We start from the raw sequence: 15,685 nt of genomic DNA, 5'->3' as shown, positions 1-15,685 counted from the left end.
GTAGCTCGTAGCTCGTAGCTCGTAGCCAATAGTCCCAAAGGATGATCCCGCCGGCTCTAGTCAGCCGTCACGGGATCGGCTAGTCTGAAAACCAAATTCAAACGCTCGTCTGAATTTTCGTTTTCCTCTCGGAGCTCGTCATGATCACACTGCTGCTCATCGTCCTTGCCGTCATCGGCTGTCTGGTCGTCATGCGTCGCGAAGCCGGCGCGCTCGCGGCAATCGCCGTTCTTGTCGTGCTGGGTCTCGTCGGGCTGGCGCTGGATGCCGGCGTCATCGGCACGCTGCTGCTGATCGCGGCGATCGGCGTCGCCGCCTGTGGCCTCAAGCCGATCCGTCGCCTGTGGCTATCGCCGCGTCTGTTCGCGCTGTTCAAGAAGATCGCGCCGCGCGTTTCCGAAACCGAACGCGTCGCGCTGGATGCCGGCACCGTCGCCTGGGATGGCGAGCTGTTCAGCGGCCGCCCCGACTGGCAGAAGCTGCTCGACTTCGACAACGCCGGCCTGAGCGAAGAGGAGCAGGCGTTCATCGACAACCAGTGCTCCGTGGCCGCCGGGATGTGCAACGCCTGGGAAATCGCCCGCGAGCGCGCCGACATGCCGGAAGCGCTGTGGGAGTACCTGAAGAAAGAACGCTTCTTCGGCATGATCATTCCCAAGTCCTACGGCGGTCTCGAGTTCTCGGCCAAGGCGCAATCCGCCGTGCTGCAGAAGCTCGCCTTCAACGAAACCCTGATGAGCACGGTCGGCGTACCCAACTCGCTCGGCCCCGGCGAGCTGCTGCTGAAATACGGCACCGAGGCACAGAAGAATCACTACCTGCCGCGCCTCGCCGATGGCCGTGACGTCCCCTGCTTCGCGCTGACCGGGCCACGCGCCGGCAGCGATGCCACTTCGATCCCGGACGTCGGCATCGTCTGCCGCGGCATGCATAACGGCGAAGAGGTGCTGGGGCTGAAGCTGACCTTCGAGAAGCGCTGGATCACGCTGGCGCCGATCGCCACGGTGGTCGGCCTCGCGTTTCGCATGTTCGACCCGGACAACCTGCTGGAGCGCGGCGAGAGCGACATCGGCATCACTTGCGCACTGATTCCCCGCGAGACGGAAGGCCTGCAGATCGGCCGCCGCCACCATCCGATCGGCAGCCCGTTCATGAACGGCCCGATTCGCGGCAAGGACGTGTTCATCCCGCTGGACTACCTGATCGGCGGGCTCGACATGGCCGGCCAGGGCTGGCGCATGCTGGTCGAATGTCTCTCGGTGGGCCGCTGCATCACCCTGCCTTCCGGTGCCGCGGGCATCGGCCGCTACGCGGTGGGCTGGAGCGGCGGTTTCACGCGGATTCGTCGCCAGTTCAACATCGCCGTGGCGGACATGGAAGGCGTCCAGGAGCCGTTGGCGCGCATCGCCGCCAAGGCCTACATCTCCCAGGCCGCCGTCATGCAGACGGCCAACACCATCGACCACGGCGTCAAGCCGGCGGTGCCGTCAGCGATTCTCAAGAGCCAGCTGACCGAATTCCAGCGCGAGGTTCTGGCCGACGCGATGGATGTCCACGGCGGCCGCACGGTCACGCTCGGCCCCCGCAACTACCTCGGCATCGGCTACAGCGCCAACCCGGTCTCCATCACCGTCGAAGGCGCCAACATCATGACCCGCAACCTGATGATCTTCGGTCAGGGTGCGATCCGCTGCCATCCTTACGTCCTCAAGGAGCTGGCCGCCAAGGACGCCGACGATTTCGCGGCCTTCGATCGCCTGTTCTTCCGCCATATCGGGCTGATCTTCGGCAACGGCGCGCGTGCCTTCACCCAGGCACTGGGTCTCGGCCGGCCCAAGGTGCCCTTCGACGCGATCGCCGCGCCCTACGCGCAGGATGCCGCCCGGCTCTCTTCCGCCTTCAGCCTGTGCGCGGATGCGGCCATGGCCAGCCTCGGCTCCAAGCTCAAGCAGCGCGAGATGATTTCGGCGCGTCTGGGTGACGTGCTGTCGAACCTCTATCTGCTGTCGATGGTGCTCAAGCAGTTGCACGAGACGGACCGCGTCGACAATGAAGCCGCGCTGTTCCATTACAGCTGTCGGCTGCTGCTGAACCGTGCCGAACAGGCGCTGATCGATCTGTTCGACAATCTGCCCAACCGGGCGTTGGGCAACACGTTGTCGTTCGTCACCCAGCCGCTGGGACGTCGCTGGCACAAACCCCAGGATACGCTGACCCGCGAAATCGCCAAGGCGATCTCGACCGACAGCGCGCTGCGTCACAAGCTGACCCGCAACACCTGGGATACCTGGGAGGAAGGCCAGAAAGACAACGCACTGGCGCGCTACAACGCCCTGCTGGCCAATGCCGAGCGTGCCGAAGCGATCTATCGCACGCTCAATAAGGCGCGGGTCAAGAAGGCCCTGCCCGAGGTCGCGCTGCACCCCGAACAGTGGATCGACGCGGCCCACGAAACCGGGCTGCTGAACGACGAAGATGCCGCGTTCATGCGTGCACATGAAGCCGAAGTGCTGGACATGCTGACGGTGGACGACTTCGCCTTCGACGCCTTCGAGATGCGGCAGCAAAGCGCAAGTGCCAGCCACCAGACCGACGAAACCGTTGCCTGACCCCGCCAGACCATACACGCCAGACCACAGAAGCCCCGCTCATCGAGCGGGGCTTCTGTTTGTCGAGGGGAGTCTCTGCTTGATGAAAAAGCCTTCGAGCTTCGCCAGAGCCACCCCAAGCGCCTTTCAAGACCGTACTGGACGATAATCGCGAAGCTGGGTCTTGCGACATGGATGTCGCAAGAGGCATGCCGGGACAGGGATGTCCTTGCATGCCGACCCTAAGCGCAGCGATTGATCGGCCAGGGTTTCACGGTTTGTGGCGCGAAAAGAGGGGGAGCGGCGAGGGGGCGAGCGTTAAGCCCCCTCGTCATCATGCGCGATAGGATAGGTAAGGTTTCGACAGTGGTAAGCTTACGTCGAAGGGGCAAATTGCCTTGGCAAAAAGCTGATTATCAAACAGCCCTCGCTTTACGACCCGATACGAGTGCTGATGGCGGATTACGATCTACTGCCCCAACACCTGCAGCTGCACTTCGGCGGCACCCTCGTGAACCATGCCGAGCTGCTCCGCCGCCTTTCGGGAAAGATCGATGATGCGACCGTCGACGAACGGGCCGCGGTCGTTGATGCGCACCACGGCCGTCTCGCCGGAATCCAGCGCGGTCACCTTCACCTTGGTCCCGAACGGCAAGGTCTTGTGCGCCGCCGTCATCGCCTGGCTGTCGTAGGGTTCGCCACTGGCGGTCGGCCGCCCTTCGAAGTAGGAGGCGTAGTAGGTCGCCTCGCCCCGACGCGGCTTGCCCATCGGCGATGCGCTGGCCCGCGTGTCGGCGGCCTTGCGCTTGATGCTGGCGTCTCGCCTGGCGGACTCCTTCTTGCCGGGCTTGCTACCGGACTTGCCGGTCGCGGCCACCGGCGGCGGTGACGAAGTCGCTTCCCAGCCCTGCGGGTGATAGGGCGACGCACAGCCCGCCAGCAGAACCGATGCGATGGCAGCGGCGAACAGCGTCTTGCGAACGCGGCGCTCTCGAGAGGATGCCGGCCTTGCCGGCGAGAACCTGTCGTCGGTGGTATCGAATGTCATCGTGATTGACCTGGCATGGATCATCTGGCCTCGACGCCCCGCGGAGAAACTGGCGAAATGCGGGCGCCATCGTCGTACTACGACAACGACAATCGCTGTTCGCTCACGAAAGCGGCCAAATAAGTGAACGTGATGATAAGTGAACGTGATGATAAGTGAGTACGATAAGTGGGTACGATGATCAGTGAACACGATGGAATGATCGCCCCACGTCGCGACCGCCGCGCGATCAGGGAACCAAAAGGCCGGCGTCGCCCGTTCGGACGACGCCGGCCTCTGCATGGGTAGCGATGGCTCAGGGGATCAGAATCGTGGATCCCGTCGTCTGGCGTGAGGCCAACGCCTCCTGCGCCTTGCCGGCCTCTTCCAGCTTGAAGCGCTGGGCGATATCGATATTGACCTTGCCGCTCTCGAGCATGTCGAACAGGTCGAGACACATCTCCTCGAAGCGCTCCCGCGTATCGGCATAACCGTTGAGGCTGGGGCGCGTCAGGTAGAGCGAGCCCTTCTGGTTGAGGATGCCCACGTTGACACCTTCGACCGCGCCGGAAGCGTTGCCGAAGCTGACCATCAAGCCTCGCGGCGCCAGGCAGTCCAGCGAGGTCATCCAGGTATCCTTGCCGACGGAGTCATAGACCACCGGCACCATCGCGCCGCCAGTCAGCTCGCGAACGCGCTCGACGACATTTTCCTCGCGGTAGTTGATCGTTGCCCAGGCGCCATTCTTCTTCGCCAGTTCGGCCTTTTCGGCGGAACCGACGGTACCGATCACCTTGACACCCAGGGCGTTGGCCCACTGGCAGGCGATCGACCCCACTCCACCGGCGGCAGCGTGGAAGAGGATGGTTTCACCCCCTTCCAGCGGAAATGTCTGGCGCAGCAGATACTGGGTGGTCAAGCCCTTGAGCATGGCAGCCGCGGCGGTCTCGAAGGAGATACTTTCCGGCAACTGGACGACCTTGTCCGCCGGCAGCACGTGATATTCCGAATAGGAGCCGAGCGGCCCCTGGGCGTAAGCGACGCGATCCCCCTTTTCGAGGTGGGTCACGCCTTCGCCGACCGCATCCACCACCCCGGCCCCTTCGGTGCCCAGACCGGATGGCATGGAGGGCGCCGGATAGAGACCGGTGCGGAAGTAGATATCGATGAAGTTGAGTCCGATGGCGTGGTTCTTGACCCTGACCTCTCCCGCCCTGGGGGCGGCAGGTTCGAATTCGACGGTTTCGAGAACCTCCGGGCCGCCGGTACGGGCGAACTGAATACGCTTGGCCATGACGTTTCCTTGTTGGGTGATGACTCTCGGTCTGACATCCAAGCGCCATTCCCGAGGCGGGTCAAGTCAGGAGCGGCACGCGTCGCGGCCGTCAGACATTGGTCGAAGCCGGCTTTACAAACTATTCGAGTAACGTTCAAGGGCGGCAACGAAGCGCGTCTTGTACTCCTCGAAGGTCTTCGGCTGCTCCTTGAAGGTACGCACGATACCGTCGCCGTTGAAGCGCACCATGTTGGGCAGCGCTCCTTTCACCGGCGCCGGATGCAGCGGCCCCAGACCGATGCGCAGGCCCTCTTCGCCATCCACCCAGCGCTCGATGCCGCAACGTCGGAAGAATGTTTCTCCCGCCTCGTCGCTGGCCGTCACGCGCAGCGGCGCCTTCTCCGCCAGGGTCCTGACCAGTTGCCGGCTATGCCGGGTGTTGCCTTTCCCCTCCGGCGTCGACAGCATGCCGACTTCCATGGTCCCGCCGTCGACATCGGAGGAAATCAGCGCCAGGCAAAGAATGGTGCCGTCGTCTTCGGTCAGCGCGAACAGCCGCGCCGCCTCCTGCTCGAACAGCACGCCCTGGGTGCCGGCGAACGTCACCAGCGGGGCCAGGCCCGCTTCCTGCCCATAGACACTGGCGCACAGCTTGGCGAGACACGCTTCGCGGGTTTCAGGGTTCTTGACGTGAACGACCTTCATCATGCTTCTCCTGACTTGTTGCCTTGTGGCGCGCTGCCGGCGGCTTCGGGCCGGTGTAATAAGCCGCGCAGCCTATCATATCGTCACGTTGCTGGCCCCGTCCGTCCGCCTCCGGCCGGTATTCGAAAGGAGTCGGAATCCAGCCGCGTCAGTGCCGCCGTCGCGACTCCGCCGGGCTCGGCCGCACAGCAGGCATCGGAATCGAAGCGCGGCAGACATAACCACTCGATCGAGGCGCACTCCGATCGATCAATGCGGCGGTACGCATATCACCGATAAGGCCATAATCCTCGATCTTCTTCGATTCATCCATGCAAGGGAGATGTCGTTCCCCAGATGCCATTGGCATTCTTTCCGCCACGAAGCGGTAAATATGCATTATTTTTTAACGGAGATTAATCAAAATTCAGCCGATCGATTCAGCCACTCGATGTCTCTTTATTCGTTTGTTAATCATAGCCATGACTCGTCCGGCTTTCGTCTTGCTCAAAGCCACGTTGATGTACCACCTTGAAGAGTGTTTTCCGCATAGCGTCACTATTTTTTTCAGCAAACCGACATTCTTCTCAAGCAACCGATCCAAGTTCTCAGTAACCGATCCAAGCGTGGAGGCCAGGAAATGAGCAGCGAAACGGTCAGCGATTTTCTTCTCAAGCGTCTATCGCAATGGAACATTCGGCGAATATTCGGCTACGCCGGCGATGGTATCAACGACATCATGGGAGCTCTCGACCGCGCCGGCGACCGCTTCGATTTCATTCAAGTCCGTCATGAGGAAATGGCCGCATTCATGGCCTGTGCCCATGCCAAGTTCACCGGCGAAGTGGGCGTTTGTCTCGCCACATCAGGACCGGGCGCGATCCATCTGCTCAACGGCCTGTACGACGCCAAGAAGGATCACACGCCGGTGGTGGCAATCGTCGGCCAACAGGCGCGCAGTTCATTGGGCGGCGACTATCAGCAGGAAGTCGATCTGGTCTCGCTGTACAAGGACGTGGCCAATGAATATGTGCACATGGCAACCACACCCGGCCAGATCCGCCATCTGATCGACCGGTGCGTGCGTATCGCCTTGTCCGAACGTACGGTCACCGCGCTGGTCATTCCCAACGATCTGCAAACCCAGCCCGCCGTCGAGACACCGCCGCATGCGCATGGCACGGTGCATTCGGGTGTCGGCTATGCTGCGCCGCGCACGATTCCGCACCAGGATGATCTCGAACGCGCCGCGGAGGTGCTCAACGCTGGCGAACGCGTCGCGATCCTGGTCGGCGCCGGCGCCTTGCAGGCTACCGATGAAGTCATGAAGATCGCCGACATTCTCGGTGCCGGTGTCGCCAAGGCGCTGCTGGGGCGCGCGGCGCTGCCCGATGACCTGCCCTACGTCACCGGCTCGATCGGCTTGCTCGGCACCAACCCCAGTTGGGAGCTGATGGCGAACTGCGACACTTTATTGATGATCGGTTCGACGTTCCCTTATTCGGAATTCCTGCCCGAGGAAGGCCAGGCACGCGGCGTACAGATCGATATCGATGGTCGCATGCTGAGCATGCGCTATCCGATGGAAGTCAATCTGACCGGTGACAGCGCGGCAACGCTGCAGGCTCTGATTCCGCATCTGCAACGCAAATCGGAGCGCAAGTGGCGTGAACGGATCGAGAAAAGTGTCTCCCAATGGTGGGAAATGCTCGAACAGCGCGCCCTGGCCGATGCCGATCCGATCAATCCGCAACGCGTGTTCTGGGAGCTTTCGCCCAAGCTGCCCGACAACTGCATCATCACCAGCGATTCCGGTTCGGCCGCCAACTGGTACGCACGCGATCTCAAGTTGCGCCGGGGCATGCAGGCATCGCTTTCCGGCGGGCTGGCGACGATGGGTAATGGCGTGCCTTACGCCATCGCCGCCAAGTTTGCCCATCCCGACCGCGTGGTACTCGCCCTGGTCGGCGACGGCGCGATGCAGATGAACGGCAATTCCGAGCTGGTGACCATCGCCAAGTACTGGCAACGCTGGAGCGATCCGCGCCTGGTGATCATGGTGCTCAACAACCAGGACCTCAATCAGGTGACCTGGGAAATGCGCGTTCAGGTCGGCGACCCTAAATACACCGGCTCGCAGGATTTGCCCGACTTCCCCTATGCCGATTACGCCAATATGATCGGCCTGAAGGGCATCAAGGTCGATGAGCCGGAGGCACTGGCCGGCGCCTGGGACCGCGCGCTCAATGCCGATCGCCCGGTGGTACTGGAAGTGGTCACCGACCCCGACGTGCCGCCACTGCCACCCCATATCAAGCGCGAACAGGCCAAGGCCTACATGTCGGCGCTGCTGCATGGCGATCCCGACTCGCTGGGTATCATCAAGGCGTCGTTCCGACAGTTCTCGCGCGATGTCGTGCCGAAGCTCCGCAAGCACTGATTCATGAGCGTCTGCTTCACGAACATCAGGAAGACGCCGCCATGTTGGAAATGACGCATGTCCCGATCGAGGGTATCGAGGACGCGCCCCATGAGATACCGACGGACGACCCCAATCCGACGGTACGCTCGCCTGGGATTCGACCGGCATGGTGCTGGTCGAACTCGGCGCTGGCGGCAGGACCGGGCTCGGCTATACCCATGGATCTCTCGGCTATCGGCCGATTCCGCTGCAGACTGCCTATCGGTATCGCTATCGGCACAGCAAGACGGCGGTGGCATTAGGCTTGGTATGAAAACTGCCCGGGAACCTGGAAGCCTGGGAATCCGGGTGTCACACAGCGGATATCCACGTTCGCCATACGGCATGAAGGGTGATTTGCCTTGACGGCGCGCGTGCGGTGGTCGAAGGTCTGAGCCTGGCGATGACGCCAACGCACAGCCGCCTGAATCTGTGCCATTTCGACAGTGATGAACGCCCGCCCCAGCGTTCGACGGAGATCCTGACCGCATGACCCAGCCGCGCCCCGCCGATAGCGCCGATCACACCGACACCGACACGCCCCGCTACATCGCCCATCGCGGCCTTTCCGCGCGTGCCCCCGAAAACACCCTGGCAGCGGTTCAGGCCGCCCATGATGCCGGTTGCCAATGGGTCGAACTCGACGTTCAACTGCTCGGCGATGGAACACCGGTCATCTGGCACGACGCCGGTCTCAAGCGCTGCTCCGACGGTCGCGGAAAATTGTTCAAGCTCGACGCCGAAAGCGCCGCCAAACTGGACGCCGGCAGCTGGTTCGGCGCCCAGTATCGCGGCGAGCCGATCGCCACGCTGGAGGCGATGCTCGAGCTGATCAAGCGACTCGGCATGGGGCTGAACCTTGAGCTGAAGGTGTGTCGCGGCCGCAACGCCATCGAGCTCGTCCAGGCCGCCCTGCCGCCGACGTTGGAAGCGCTGCCCGCCGACAAGCTGATCGTCTCCTCGTTCGATCGTCATGCACTGACCGCCGCACGGGCGCTGGAATCCGACCCCGACCGCCTGCGCCTCGGCGTGCTGGACGACAAGGCACCCAAGCGCTGGTGGCTGGAAACCGAACGTCTCTCCGCCTACAGCCTCCACCTCGACTGGCGCAAGCTGAAGATCAAGCGGGCGCAGGAGATCGCCGACGAAGAGATCAAGCTGTTCTGCTACACCGCCAACGACCCGGTCACCTTCGAAAAGCTCTGGGACTGGGGCGTCGACGGCGTGATCAGCGACGATCCGACGCGTTTCGTCACCCACGCCAAGGAGGCGGCAGCACGCCGGTCGGACGACGACGCCTGAGATTGGTCGCGTCGATCACCGCTCGCCGATGCATCCCGTCGACAATAAGCGCCTGATACACGCGCCAATTAGCGCCTTTGACGGTGGAGCCCCGGGCTTAAGATGGGCACCATGCCCGTTCACCAGGTTGCGAGCCGTTCATGAATCCTTCCACACTCATCGGCATCATCGCCAGTGCTCTGCTGCTGGCGACCGTCGTGCTGTTCACCGCTCAGGCCCCGAGTAGCTTCTTCAACCTGCCGGGGCTGGCGATCGTGCTTACCGGCACGCTGGCGGCCAGTTTCATCAGCTATCCCCTTCAGGAGATGCAGCGGCTGTGCCGGCAGGTCGCCGTGGTGTTCCGGCGCGAACCCCAGGCCAGCGAACTGGAAAGCGATCTGGATCAGTTGATCGAGATGTCCCGCCACTGGAGCCGCGGCAACATCCGCGCCATCGAAGGCGCGCTGGAGAACACCACCAATCCCTTCCTGCGCACCGGCATGCAGATGGTGATCAGTAACACTCGCGAAGAAGAGATCCGCGAGATGCTTCGCTGGCGCATGGTTCGGGTCAAGGCCAAGGAGCGAGCCGAAGCGCAGATCCTGCGGACCATGGCCGTCTACGCGCCGGCCTTCGGCATGCTCGGCACCCTGGTCGGGCTGATCAACATGCTCGAGGTGATCCAGGCCGGCGACCTGGCGGTGATCGGACCGCGTCTGGCAGTGGCGTTGATGTCCACCTTCTACGGCATCCTGCTCGCCAACCTGGTGTTCAAGCCGATCGCGGTCAAGCTCGAACGCCGCACCGAGGCCCGGCTGATGGCCATGACGCTGATTCTGGAAGGCGTCATCATGGTCAGCAAGCGCCGCCTGCCGTCGTTCATCGAAGAGGCCCTGAACACCTACCGCGCCGAGCACCGCGACGAGATGCGCGATGCCCGCCGACCGCAGAGCGCCGACGCGTCGGTCGAGTCCGCATGAGCCAGGCCGCGATCTCCCCCGGCGGCCCCTTTGCCGACCTGCTGTTCGACGATGATCCCCTGGTCGACAGCGGGCGGAGCAGCGAGAGCGATTCGTGGCTGATGAGCTACCTCGACATGCTCATGCTGCTGATCACGTTCTTCGTGCTGATGCTGGCGCTCTACGGCGGCCAGCTCATCGACCGGGACGCGGCCGGGGCGCCGCCCGTCACGGCGCTGCCGCTGCACATCCCGGCGTTGAAGCCGCCGCCAAGACTGCCGCTGGCCGACATCGGTGAATTCTATCAGCCGCCGCGTCAGCTCAAGCCGGCGCCACTGGCGAGCGATACCGGCTTCTACTCGCCCGCACCGAAGCCGGCGCCTGCCGAGATCTTCGCCATGGCGCCGATGGCGTTCAGCGTGCCGCTGTTCGACCTGCCCGATCCCGAACCAGCACCCGTATTGCCGCAGATCGACGGTGTCGAGGTCACCGCGATTCCCCACGGCTTCAACCTGCGCATTCAGGATCACCTGCTGTTCGACAGCAGTGCGGTCGGGCTCAGCGATAGCGGCAGGCAACTGGTCGAAAAGCTGATCCCGATGCTGCAGGAGTTCAAGGGCACCATCTCCGTCGAAGGCCATACCGACAGCGTACCGATCTCGACCTCCCGCTTCCCCTCCAACTGGGAACTGTCGGCGGCGCGCGCCTCGGCGGTGGTGCGCGTGTTGCGCCAGGCCGGCCTCGATGGCGAGCGGCTGCGAGCGATCGGCTATGCCTCGACGCACCCGCTGGCCAGCAACCACACCCCGGCCGGCCGCGCCAGCAACCGCCGCGTGGAACTGGTACTGCAGGAACCCAGCTCGCCGACACCGTGACGGCTCGCGCCGTCGCGGAGATCGCACCTGCCCGATCCGTCACGAAAGCCCCGGCGCCCGGTTTCCCGATTCGGATTCACTTGCCGCAAGGAAGCTGCGACAATCCGGCGCGTCGAGAGACGTGTGCTCAGGAAACGCTGAATAAATTGTCGAGCGGTATAAAGCGCAAGGCGCACGCAGCACAAAAACCGGAGCCTATGGGGTATAGGTGAGGATTTTGACCGGGCTGGCGCTCCAGCAGCGCGCACAAATTCGCCGGGAGCGAATTTGAACGGCCGCAGGCCGGCCTTTGGTGACCGCCAGGGATGGCGGTCATAGCGAAGCGATTTGGCTGCGCAGACATTTAGACAGTGTTTTCCTCGGGAAGTGGGTGAGAACCCCGCACTGCCCCCGCAACGGTAATTGCGTTAGAAAACATAGCGTTTTCTTCGACACCACCGGATGCGCCGCCAGGCCATCCAGCCACTGTGATCGCATGGACTGCCCTTCGAGGGAACTTCAAGGGAACGGCCATCGACATGGGAAGGCGTGCGTGTCGGATGACCCAGGGTCTATCGCCTGGGTCATCGCGCGAGAGTCCGGAGACCGGCGCGTTTCTCTTCACTGGTTGATGCGGAGGGCTCATCCAGTGGCGGCTCCCCCTGCCCGGACTCCATGACGTCCGAGGCGGGCATCGTCACGTCCGTCCTCCCATTGCGTATTCGTTCGGTACTCGTGTCGAGTACTCCGTGTCATCGCGTCCGGCCGCAGTGCCGGTGAATCGCGGGATACAACGCAGTTGGGGATCACATCACATGCGTTACAAGAAGAATGCCGTCGCCTCGGGCGTCGCGCTCGCCATGGCCATGACCACGCTGTCGGCCCAGGCCCAGCAACGCGTCGAAAACCCGCAGCAGCTCGGCGACGTCCAGGTCACCGCCAATCGCCTGCCGCAATCACAGGCCGATGTACTGGCCAGCACCACCATCATCGATCGCGACGAGATCGAACGCAGCCAGGCCGATAGCGTGGTCGAGCTGCTGCAAGGCCGGGCCGGGATCGAGATGACCCAAAGCGGTTCACCAGGAACGGTCTCAAGTCTCTTTATGCGCGGCACGAACTCCAATCACACCCTGGTATTGATTGACGGTGTACGCATCAATTCCGCCGCTTCATCGAACGGTGCCTCCAGTCTGGAGTTCCTCTCCCCCGATATGATCGAGCGGATCGAAATCGTACGCGGCCCTCGGGCCGCGGCTTACGGTTCCGATGCCATCGGCGGCGTCATTCAAATCTTCACTCGCAACGGCGGCAAAGATACCCAAGCCGAGTTGAATCTGCGCGCGGGAGAGGATGGTTTCGGCAAGCAGAGCGCCTACGTGGCGGCAGGAAACGCGGATACACGCCTCAATGCGACGCTGTTCCACCGCGATGGCGATGGCTTCAACTCCACCGAAGCCGACACCAGCGGCGAAGATGATGGCTTCGAATCCACCGGCGCCCAGGTCGGGCTGTCGCATCGCTTCAGCGATAGCGTTCAGGGTAGTTTCCGGGCCTTGCGCCAGGACTTCGATAGCGACTACGACTACGGGGGCGCCAGCAACTACACCAGCGAAGGTTATCAACAAAGCTTCAGCGGTAATCTGGACGTGGCGCTTGAACCTGACTGGAACATGCGTCTGACTGCCGGACATTTCGACGAACGCCGCGATGATCGCAACGACGGCCAACGAGAGACGCTGGCCAAGACCAAGCGCGATGAACTGGGCATTCAGCACACCTTCACTCATGAGCATGGTATAGAAAGCCTAGGCGTGGACTACCGCCACGAGGCGATTGATTACGATAGCATCTGGGACTCTATCAACCGCGACAGTCGAGAAAATTACGGGATCTATGGACTGATCCAGCGTGAATATGGTCGCCACCAACTTAGCGGTTCTCTACGTTACGACGACGACTCGCTATTCGGTGACAAGACCACAGGCAACATCGCCTATGCGTACCAGTTGGCGACCTACCAGCAACTCGGCGCGAGCTATGGCACCGCTTACAAAGCACCGACGCTCTATCAACTCTATAGCGCCAGCCCTTATGGGAACTACGGCAATCGCGATCTCGACGCCGAAAAGTCCAAATCTACCGAACTTTTCTGGTCCTACCAGCGCGACGGCTGGCACGGCCGGGTATCGCTCTTCGAAAACCGTATCGACGATCTGCTCAACACCGAGACAGGGCCAGACGGAGAGTACCGTTATTACAATGTCGACGAAGCGAGAATCCGAGGCGTGGAGCTGTCCGGCGGCTGGACGTATGGCAGCTTGAGTCTGAATGCCTCACTGACACGTCAAGATCCCGAGAATCGTGAAACCGGCGACCAGTTGGCCAGACGCGCTGAACTCTACGGGCGCATTGATGCCGACTACCGCTACCACGCAGTCAGTGTCGGCATGACGCTACGCGCCTCTCAAGAACGTCCCGATAGCGACTATAGCGACGCTATTGACGCCGGCTACGGCGTCGTCGATCTGCGCACGGCCTGGCAGGTCACGCCGACCGTCGAGCTGTCGGCCAAGCTGGAGAACGCCTTCGACAAGGATTACCAACTGGTCGATGGCTACAACACCCAGGACCGTTACCTCGAAGGCGGCGTGAAACTCAGCTTCTAACCGCTTTTCTCCTTCAGCGGCGCCGATACCACGGCGCCGCCTCTTCCCTCTTCCCTCTTCCCTCTTCCCTCTTCCCTCTTCCCTCTTAAACAGTTTCTCCCCGGCTGCGTGGAGTGATACTGTATATATAAACAGTTATCAGGAGTCGCTGCCATGTCGTCTCCCTCTCGACCCGGCCCGTTGAAAGGCCGCGGCGCGACCTACAACCCGGACAACCGTTTCCAGCCGACACACAGCACCGTCGAGGACGACGGCTGGTGGCAGGAGGCGTTGCCGGAGCGCATCTCGACCCACGTGCAGTTCGAGGCGCCGCGCTCGGCGCTTTCCTGGAATCAGTCGCCGGACCTGGGCTTCGACCGCTCGCTCAACCCCTATCGCGGCTGCGAGCATGGCTGCATCTACTGCTATGCCCGCCCCAGCCACGCCTATTGGGATCTGTCGCCCGGCATCGATTTCGAGACGCGCCTGATCGCCAAGACCGGCATGGCGGATCGATTGCGCGAGGAGCTGTGCAAACCGGGTTATGTCTGCCGGCCGATCAATCTCTCCGGCAACACCGACTGCTACCAGCCGATCGAGGCGCAGCACGGCACGACACGTTCGCTGCTGGAGCTGCTGCTGGCGTGCCGCCACCCGGTCACGCTGGTGACCAAGAGCGCGCTGATTCTGCGCGATCGGGAACTGCTCGCCGAGATGGCGCGCGAGCGGCTGGTCCGGGTGTTCGTCAGCCTGACGTCGCTCGACAACGAACTGAAACGCACCCTGGAGCCGCGCACTGCCTCTCCCGCGGCACGGCTCAAGGTCATTCGGGAGCTGCATGAAGCCGGCGTGCCGGTGGGCGTGCTGGTGGCGCCGGTAATCCCCGCCATCAACGACAGCGAGATCGAGACGCTGCTGACGCGTGCCGCCGACGCCGGCGCCCGCACCGCCAGCTGGACGCTGTTGCGATTGCCCCGCGAGGTGGCGCCGCTGTTCGAAGCCTGGCTCGAGGAGCACTACCCGGAGCGCGCGGGCAAGGTGATGAGCCTGATCCGCCAGTCCCGAGGTGGCCAGAACAACGACAGCCGCTTCGGCCACCGCATGCACGGCGACGGCTTGTTCGTGGATATGATCGGCCAGCGCTTCCGCCGGGCGGCCTCTCGCCTGGGGCTGGAACGACGGGCCGACCTGGGTCTGGATACCACGCGATTCCGAGCGCCCCATGCCCAGCAGGATCTGTTCGGTTGATGTCTCCTGTCTGGCCGACATGCCCAGGAGGCATGCCGTCCACGGGCTATTCGATGCTTTCTTGATACAGGTCAAGCTGGACAGTGGTCGAGCGGATAACTTGGCTCGAGCAAGCCAAGTTCGTAATCCATCGCCCTCTGCGAGGTACGCGCCATGTTCAGCTCACTGCTGGTCCCGATCGATGGATCGGAAGACTCCCACGCCGCGCTCAAGATCGCCTGCCAACTGGCGGCTCCGGTTCAAGGCAAGATCCATGTATTGAACGTGCGCGATCCCTATCCGGATCTCTATCAGGGTGAAATGTTGACCGTCGCGGCCGCGATCAAGGCAGTTTCGGTGGAGCTCGCCGAAAAGGAGGGGGAAGCGATCATCGCGGAGGCGCTGAAAGAGATTACCTCCATGCCAGGCTACGAAAACGAGTTCGATACCCTGGTCAAGCAGGGCTCACCGGCCGAGGTGATTATCGAGGAAGCCAAGCGACTCGAAGTGGATGCCATCGTCATGGGTAGCCGAGGGCTCAGCGATCTAAAGGGCTTGCTGGTCGGCAGCGTGTCGCACAAGGTCACCCATGTCGCCCACTGCATGGTCATCAGCATCCATCAGCGCCGTGCCGGGTAAAACCCATCTTCCCCTTCTGCTCTGAGACGTCGGACGACAAC

The 15,685-nt window shown here is 62.6% G+C and carries 12 protein-coding genes and 1 riboswitch; of the genes, 9 read left to right on the top strand and 3 right to left on the bottom strand.

Going from position 1 to position 15,685, the window contains the following annotated elements; all coding sequences use genetic code 11:
• Positions 1-140 precede the first annotated feature (140 nt).
• Positions 141-2,609: an acyl-CoA dehydrogenase gene (locus tag DOM32_RS11445; protein ID WP_110634589.1), complete on the top strand. Its 2,469-nt coding sequence runs from the start codon at positions 141-143 to the stop codon at positions 2,607-2,609.
• Between the two features lie 448 nt (positions 2,610-3,057).
• On the opposite strand, the gene DOM32_RS18090 is transcribed toward DOM32_RS11445, so the two are convergent.
• The 3 genes from DOM32_RS18090 to DOM32_RS11430 form a co-directional block, all read right to left on the bottom strand.
• The gene (locus tag DOM32_RS18090) at positions 3,058-3,636 is read right to left on the bottom strand and encodes a septal ring lytic transglycosylase RlpA family protein (RefSeq protein ID WP_244179902.1); all 579 of its coding nucleotides are present in this window, start codon (positions 3,634-3,636) and stop codon (positions 3,058-3,060) included.
• Positions 3,637-3,931: 295 nt separating this feature from the next.
• Positions 3,932-4,909 carry an NADPH:quinone reductase gene (locus DOM32_RS11435; protein WP_110634586.1) on the bottom strand — a complete coding sequence of 326 codons (978 nt, stop codon included), beginning with the start codon at positions 4,907-4,909 and terminating at the stop codon, positions 3,932-3,934.
• Between the two features lie 114 nt (positions 4,910-5,023).
• Complete coding sequence (locus DOM32_RS11430; protein WP_244179901.1) at positions 5,024-5,599, bottom strand: hypothetical protein; 576 nt, start codon at positions 5,597-5,599, stop codon at positions 5,024-5,026.
• A gap of 616 nt (positions 5,600-6,215) precedes the next feature.
• Here DOM32_RS11430 and DOM32_RS11425 point away from each other — a divergent pair.
• The 8 genes from DOM32_RS11425 to DOM32_RS11395 all read left to right on the top strand — a co-directional run bounded on the left by DOM32_RS11425 (position 6,216) and on the right by DOM32_RS11395 (position 15,644).
• Positions 6,216-8,015 (top strand): thiamine pyrophosphate-requiring protein, encoded by a 1,800-nt coding sequence (locus DOM32_RS11425; RefSeq protein ID WP_110634583.1) that lies wholly within the window; start codon positions 6,216-6,218, stop codon positions 8,013-8,015.
• A 148-nt stretch (positions 8,016-8,163) separates the two neighbouring features.
• Entirely contained in the window at positions 8,164-8,310 is a 147-nt protein-coding gene (locus tag DOM32_RS17785; protein ID WP_157957072.1) for a hypothetical protein, read from the top strand.
• A 215-nt stretch (positions 8,311-8,525) separates the two neighbouring features.
• Positions 8,526-9,338, top strand: a complete 813-nt coding sequence (locus tag DOM32_RS11420; RefSeq protein ID WP_110634579.1) for a glycerophosphodiester phosphodiesterase family protein — start codon at positions 8,526-8,528, stop codon at positions 9,336-9,338.
• A 140-nt stretch (positions 9,339-9,478) separates the two neighbouring features.
• Complete coding sequence (locus tag DOM32_RS11415; RefSeq protein WP_110634576.1) at positions 9,479-10,297, top strand: motility protein A; 819 nt, start codon at positions 9,479-9,481, stop codon at positions 10,295-10,297.
• On the top strand, positions 10,294-11,151 hold the full coding sequence (locus tag DOM32_RS18085; protein WP_110634573.1) for an OmpA family protein: 858 nt from the start codon (positions 10,294-10,296) through the stop codon (positions 11,149-11,151). Before DOM32_RS11415 ends, DOM32_RS18085 begins: the two co-directional genes overlap by 4 nt.
• Before the next feature lie 316 nt (positions 11,152-11,467).
• Positions 11,468-11,759: riboswitch (cobalamin riboswitch) on the top strand.
• Positions 11,760-11,945: 186 nt separating this feature from the next.
• The gene (locus tag DOM32_RS11405; RefSeq protein ID WP_110634570.1) at positions 11,946-13,799 is read left to right on the top strand and encodes a TonB-dependent receptor domain-containing protein; all 1,854 of its coding nucleotides are present in this window, start codon (positions 11,946-11,948) and stop codon (positions 13,797-13,799) included.
• Positions 13,800-13,952: 153 nt separating this feature from the next.
• A complete protein-coding gene (locus DOM32_RS11400; RefSeq protein ID WP_110634568.1) occupies positions 13,953-15,026 on the top strand; it encodes a PA0069 family radical SAM protein in 1,074 nt (357 codons plus the stop codon).
• Between the two features lie 153 nt (positions 15,027-15,179).
• On the top strand, positions 15,180-15,644 hold the full coding sequence (locus tag DOM32_RS11395; protein ID WP_110634565.1) for a universal stress protein: 465 nt from the start codon (positions 15,180-15,182) through the stop codon (positions 15,642-15,644).
• Positions 15,645-15,685: the final 41 nt, after the last annotated feature.

Origin of the sequence: Salinicola salarius, from assembly GCF_003206135.1 — a bacterium.
In the GTDB taxonomy this organism is placed as follows: domain Bacteria; phylum Pseudomonadota; class Gammaproteobacteria; order Pseudomonadales; family Halomonadaceae; genus Salinicola; species Salinicola salarius.
This window is presented reverse-complemented; position numbering and strand designations above follow the sequence as displayed.